This is a genomic window from Roseateles chitinivorans, assembly GCF_002761755.1.
Lineage (GTDB): Bacteria > Pseudomonadota > Gammaproteobacteria > Burkholderiales > Burkholderiaceae_C > Roseateles > Roseateles chitinivorans.
Map to the genome: position 1 here is coordinate 1 of NZ_PEOG01000129.1, position 5,953 is coordinate 5,953.

Below are 5,953 nucleotides of genomic sequence, written 5' to 3' on the forward strand. Positions count from 1 at the left end.
GACGCCGGCCCGCCGAGGCCGCTCGCGATGGCCCCCCGGGCGATGCGGCCCTCGCGACGACCTCCGGCGCCGCCGGTCCGCTGCGACTGCGCAGCGCGGCCCAAGCGGGCGCGCCGGCCAAGTACGCCTCCGGCGATCCGCGCCGCCCGGGGCTGTGCGGCGAGATCGTCGCCGCCGTGATGCGCGTCGATCCCGGCCTGCGCATCGAGGGCCTGGACCAGGCCGTTCCGCTGCGTCGGCTCGAGCTGATGCTCAGCGCCGGTGAGCTCGACGTGTTCTTCTGCCTGCTCAAGGCCGAGCACCGCCATCCGCTGATGCGCTACCTGCCGGTGCCGCTCTATCGCATCGCGCATGTGCTGGCGATGCGGTCCGATGACGAGCGCATGCCGCGCACCTGGGACGAACTGCGCGCCTTCGCCCGCCGCCAGCCGCTGCTGCTGGCGCAGGGCACCAAGCTGGCGTCGACGCTGCAGGTGGCCGATGTCGCCTTCCGCGACTCCGCCCGCAGCGACCGCGAGGCGCTGCAGATGCTGGTCAAGGGCCGGACCGCCGCGGTCTACGGCCAGGACGTCAACCTGCGCCAGGCCGCGCGCGGCGCGGGACTGGAGGGCCAGGTCCGCATCGGTCCGCAGGTCTTCGAGGAGGAGACCCAGTACGCCGTCGTGTCGCGGCAGTTGCCGGAGCAGGTGGTGGAGCGCCTGACCGAGCGGCTGCGCCAGCTCAGCGCTTCCGGCGAGATCGCACGCCTGGCGGAGCGCTACCGCTGAGACGCTGCGTCCCTGCGGCGGCGGCCTTCCTACAATCGTCGACTTTCCCCGCCCGCGGCTCCGCGCCCGCCTCGCCATGAACCCGCCCACCTATCGCATCGCCCCCAGCATCCTGTCCGCCGACTTCGCCAACCTGGGCGAAGAGGTCCGCAACGTGCTGGCCGCCGGCGCGGACTGGATCCACTTCGACGTGATGGACAACCATTACGTGCCCAACCTGACCTTCGGCCCGATGGTCTGCGAAGCGCTGAAGAAGCACGCGGTCAAGCCCGACGGCACGCCGGCGCCGATCGACGTCCACCTGATGGTGCAGCCGGTGGACGCGCTGGCCCAGGCCTTCTGCCGGGCGGGGGCGAACCTGGTCAGCTTCCACCCCGAGGCCAGCCAGCACGTGGACCGCACGATCCAGCTGATCAAGTCCGAAGGCGCGCAGGCGGGGCTGGTGTTCAACCCGGCCACGCCGCTGGACGTGCTGGAGTGGGTCATCGACAAGGTCGACCTGGTGCTGATCATGAGCGTGAACCCCGGCTTCGGCGGGCAGAGCTTCATTCCCAGCGCGCTGAAGAAGCTGCAGCAGGCGCGGGCGATGATCCTGGCCAGCGGCCGCGACATCCGGCTGGAGATCGACGGCGGCGTCAAGGTGGACAACATCCGCGAGATCGCCGACGCGGGCGCGGACACCTTCGTCGCCGGCTCGGCCATCTTCGGCAAGCCGGACTACAAGAGCGTCATCGACGCGATGCGCGCCGAACTGGCCCGCTGAACGTCCAGGAAGCGCGGATCCGGTGACCCGACTGCTGCTCGTCTGCGCGGCCAACCTGTGCCGCTCGCCGATGGCCGAGGCCGTGCTGCGGCTGCGCGCCGGCGAACTGGGACTGACCGGGGTGGCCTCGGCCGGCGTGTTCGCCTCGTCGCGCGCGCATCCGGTCGACAAGCGCGCGCTGGCCGTGCTGGAGCAGCGCGGCTACGGCATGGACCGGCGCTGGCGTTCGCGCAAGGTCAGCCCCGAGGACTTCGACACCCACGACCTGATCCTCGCGATGGACCGCCAGGTGCTGCGCGGGCTGCGGGCGATGAAGCCGGCGGTGTCGCCGGCGCGCCTGGGGCTGTTCCTGGCGGGCATGACCGGGCTGGGCCTGGACGAGGTGCCCGACCCGTACTACGGCGCGGGCAGCGGCTTCGTGCATGTGCTCGACCTGATCGAAGCCCGCGTGCACACCTGGCCGCGCGACGTGACGGTCTTCCACAAGTCCGTCACCGCCTGATCGCCGCACGCGCTCCTGTCACGCTGCGACCGGCGGCGCGCCAGAATCGCCCGTCCATGAACCGCCGGGAGGGGCGACGATGAGCGAGCGATTGGCGCAGGGGCCGGACGGCCAGTGGCGATGCAGGTGGTGCGAGGCAGCGGGCTTCGACGCCTACCGCGACTACCACGACCAGGAATGGGGCTACCCGGTCCACGAGGACCGGCGGCTGTTCGAGAAGCTCTGCCTGGAGGGATTCCAGTCGGGCCTGTCATGGCGCACGATCCTGGCCAAGCGGGAGAACTTCCGCCGGGCCTTCAAGCAGTTCGAGATCGCCAAGGTCGCGAAGTTCAAGGACGCCGATGTCGAGCGGCTGCTGGCGGACGAAGGCATCGTGCGCCATCGCGGCAAGATCGAGGCGGTGATCCACAACGCGTCGCGGGCGCTCGAGCTGCAGCGCGAGGCCGGCTCGCTGGCCGCGTTCTTCTGGCGCTTCGAGGAGCCGGGGGCGGGCGGCGATGTGCGGCCGACGTCGGACACCTCGGTCCGCCTGTCCAAGGAGCTGAAGCGGCGCGGCTGGAAATTCGTCGGCCCGACGACGGTCTATGCCTTCATGCAGGCGATGGGCCTGATCAACGACCATGCGCCCGGATGCATCGGGCGCGAGGCGGTGGCGCGCCAGCGCGAGGCCTTCGAGCCGCCGCGGTGACCTGCCTCAGTCCGCGAGCCCGGGCGCCTGCCGCGTGGCGGGCACCACCTCGCGGGTGTCCGGCCCCTGGCCGCTGAAGCGGTCCAGCGCCAGGTAGATCACCGGCGTGATGTAGAGCGTCACCGCCTGCGACACGATCAACCCGCCGACGACGGCCAGGCCCAGCGGCTGGCGCAGCTCGGCGCCGGCGCCCAGGCCCAGCGCGATCGGCAGTGCGCCCATCAGCGCCGCCAGCGTCGTCATCATGATCGGGCGGAAGCGCAGGATGCAGGCCTCGCGGATCGCCTGCGCCGGCGCCATGCCGCCGTTGCGCTGCGCGTCCAGGGCGAAGTCGATCATCATGATCGCGTTCTTCTTGACGATGCCGACCAGCATCAGGATGCCGATGGTGGCGATCACCGTCAGCTCCATGCCGGCGAGCTGCAGCGTCAGCAGCGCGCCCACCGCCGCGGACGGCAGGCCCGCGAGGATGGTCAGCGGATGGATGTAGCTCTCATAGAGCACGCCCAGCAGCACGTAGATCACCGCGACCGCCAGCACGATCAGCAGCACCTGGCCGCCCTGAGAGTCCTTGAACACCGCCGCGTCGCCGCCATAGCTGGTGATGATGGAGGGCGGCAGGCCGATCTCCTTCGTGTACTGGTCGATCTTCGCGGTCGCAGTGCCCAGCGGCACGTCCGGCGCCAGGTTGAAGCTCAGCGTGATCGCCTGCAACTGGCCCTGGTGGTTCACCGCGGTCGGACCCAGCTCCCGCTTGACGCTGGCGAAGGCGGTCAGCGGCACCATCGTGCTGTTCCTGCCGCGCAGGTAGATCTTGGAGAAGGCGTCCTCGCTGAGGCGGTCGTTGTCGGTCGCCTCCATGATCACCTGGTAGGTGTTGCTCTCCGCATAGATGCTGGACACCTGCCGCTCGCCGAAGGCCGAGTACAGCGCATTGCGCAGGTCCTGCATCTGCACGCCGAGCAAGGTCGCGCGCTCGCGGTCGATGACCAGGTTGGCCTGCAGGCCGCGCAGCTGCGAGTCGCTGGTGACATCGCGGAAGGCCGCGTCGTTGCGCAGCTTCTCCTGCAGCTTCACCGCCCAGCTGTTGAGCTCGCCGGTGCTGACCGACTGCAGCGTGTACTGGTAGCGGCTCTTCGATTGCCGCCCGCCGAGCTGCAGGTTCTGCACCGGCCGCAGGTAGACGGCGATGCCGGGCACCGCGCGCAGCTTCTTGCGCAGCTGCTCCAGCACCTGCGACATCGCGGGGCGCTCCGAGCGCGGCTTCAGGTTGATGAAGAGCCGGCCGGTGTTGACGTTGCCGCCTCCTCCGCCGCCGCCCACCGCGGCCGCGACCGAGGCCACCGCCGGGTCGTCCTGCACCAGCTGCGCGACCCGCTCCTGAAGCACCGTCATCGCGGCGAAGGAGATGTCCTCCGACGCCTCGGTGCTGGCCTGGATCTGGCCGATGTCTTCCTCGGGGAAGAAGCCCTTGGGAATGGCGACCCACAGCCAGGCGCTCGCGACGAAGCTCGCCAGCGCCACCGCGCCGACCACCCGGCGGTGGCGCAGCGCCCAGTCCAGCGAGCCGGTGTAGCGGTCCAGCACCCAGGTGAAGCCCGCTTCGAAGACGCGGCCCAGCGCGTTCTCCCGGACCTCGTGGTGGTGGCTCAGGAAGCGGCTGCACAGCATCGGCACCAGCGTCAGCGACACGCCGGCGGACACCAGGATGGCCAGCGACACGACGACGGCGAACTCGTGGAACAGCAGCCCGATCACCCCTGGCATGAAGAAGATCGGGATCAGCACCGCCACCAGCGAGATCGAGATCGACAGGATGGTGAAGGCCATCTCGCGCGCGCCGCGGATCGCCGCGTCGAAAGGCGCCATGCCGTCCTCGACGTGGCGCACGATGTTCTCCAGCATCACGATCGCGTCGTCCACGACCAGGCCGACCGCCAGCGTGATGCCCAGCAGCGAGATGTTGTCCAGGCTGTAGCCCAGCGCGAACAGCAGCGTCACCGCGCCGATCAGCGAGATCGGCAGCGACAGCGTCGGGATCAGCGTCGCCACCATGCGGCGCAGGAACAGGAAGATCACCAGCACCACCAGCGCCACCGTCAGCGCGAGGGTGAAGTACACATCGTGCAGGCCTTCGCGGATGGACACCGAGCGGTCGTTGAGCGTGCTCATCTGCACCGAGGCCGGCAGCTGCGCGGCGAAGCGCGGCAGCATCGCCTTGACCGCGTCGACGACCTTGACCGTGTTGGCGTCGGGCTGGCGCTGCACGGCCAGCACGATGGAGCGCTCGCCGTTGAAGTTGGAGAAGGACTTGACCGTCTCGTAGCTGTCCTGGACGTCGGCCACGTCGCGCAGGAACACCGGCGCGCCGTTGCGGGTGGCCACGACGATGCCGCCGAAGGCATTGGCGTCCCGCAGCTGCTTGTTGGCCTGGATCGTCAGCGTCTGGCGGGACCCGTCCAGCGTGCCCACCGGCGTGTTGGCATTGGCGCCCTTGACGGCGGCCTGCAGCTCGTCGAGCGTGATGTTGCGCTGCTCCAGCAGCTCGTTGCGCGCCTTGATGCGCACCGCGAAGCGCTTCTGGCCGTAGATCGACACCTGCGCCACGCCGTCGATCGTCGACAGGCTGGGCGTGATCAGGTTCTCGGCGTAGTCGTTGAGCTCGGACAGGTTGATCGACGGCGAGGTCAGCGCCACCAGCAGCACCGGCGCGTCGGCCGGGTTGACCTTGCGGTACGACGGCGGTGTCGTCATCTCGGTGGGCAGCGCCCGCAGTGAGCGGAACAGCGCCGCCTGCACGTCGACCGCGGCGGCGTCGATGTCGCGGGACGGGTCGAACTCCAGCGTCAGCGAGCTGTTGCCCAGCGTGTTGGTCGAGGAGATCGTCGTGATGCCGGCGATCGTCGAGAACTGCTTCTCCAGCGGCAGCGCGACCGAGGAGGCCATGGTCTCCGGGCTGGCGCCGGGCAGCACCGCCTGGACGTTGATGACCGGCGTGTTGAAGCTGGGCAGCGCGGCGACCGGGATGCGGCTCCAGGCGGCGATGCCGGCGACGACCAGCGCCACGTTCAGCAGCACGGTCATGACCGGCCGCCGGATGAAGAGTTCGGTGAGGTTCATGGCGTCGTTCGCGGCGAGGGCGGGAGGCTTCGAGGCGGAGCCGGAAGGCGGCTCAGGGCGCGGCGACGTCGGTGGCGGGCACGCCGGCGCCTGCGGCGGCGGAGGCCGCGGCC

The 5,953-nt window shown here is 70.1% G+C and carries 5 protein-coding genes; 4 read left to right on the plus strand and 1 reads right to left on the minus strand.

The features are described 5' to 3' along the window. From CS062_RS24665 to CS062_RS24680, 4 genes are all read left to right on the plus strand, one after another. Nucleotides 1-767, plus strand: a 767-nt coding sequence (locus CS062_RS24665; RefSeq protein ID WP_143742510.1) for a transporter substrate-binding domain-containing protein, incomplete at its 5' end; no start/stop codon positions are given. A gap of 76 nt (nucleotides 768-843) precedes the next feature. Further along, nucleotides 844-1,530: a ribulose-phosphate 3-epimerase gene (gene rpe / locus CS062_RS24670; RefSeq protein WP_099864475.1), complete on the plus strand. Its 687-nt coding sequence runs from the start codon at nucleotides 844-846 to the stop codon at nucleotides 1,528-1,530. A 22-nt stretch (nucleotides 1,531-1,552) separates the two neighbouring features. After that, entirely contained in the window at nucleotides 1,553-2,032 is a 480-nt protein-coding gene (locus CS062_RS24675; RefSeq protein ID WP_199174352.1) for a low molecular weight protein-tyrosine-phosphatase, read from the plus strand. A gap of 79 nt (nucleotides 2,033-2,111) precedes the next feature. After that, entirely contained in the window at nucleotides 2,112-2,720 is a 609-nt protein-coding gene (locus tag CS062_RS24680) for a DNA-3-methyladenine glycosylase I (RefSeq protein WP_099864477.1), read from the plus strand. Nucleotides 2,721-2,726: 6 nt separating this feature from the next. On the opposite strand, the gene CS062_RS24685 is transcribed toward CS062_RS24680, so the two are convergent. Further along, complete coding sequence (locus CS062_RS24685; protein ID WP_099864478.1) at nucleotides 2,727-5,840, minus strand: efflux RND transporter permease subunit; 3,114 nt, start codon at nucleotides 5,838-5,840, stop codon at nucleotides 2,727-2,729. Nucleotides 5,841-5,953: the final 113 nt, after the last annotated feature.

What these genes read in the sequence shown, in the direction of transcription:
- rpe (WP_099864475.1), top strand. Translation starts at nt 844, where the DNA reads ATGAACCCGCCCACCTATCGCATCGCCCCCAGCATCCTGTCCGCCGAC.
- CS062_RS24680 (WP_099864477.1), top strand. Translation starts at nt 2,112, where the DNA reads ATGAGCGAGCGATTGGCGCAGGGGCCGGACGGCCAGTGGCGATGCAGG.
- CS062_RS24685 (WP_099864478.1), bottom strand. Translation starts at nt 5,840, where the DNA reads ATGAACCTCACCGAACTCTTCATCCGGCGGCCGGTCATGACCGTGCTG.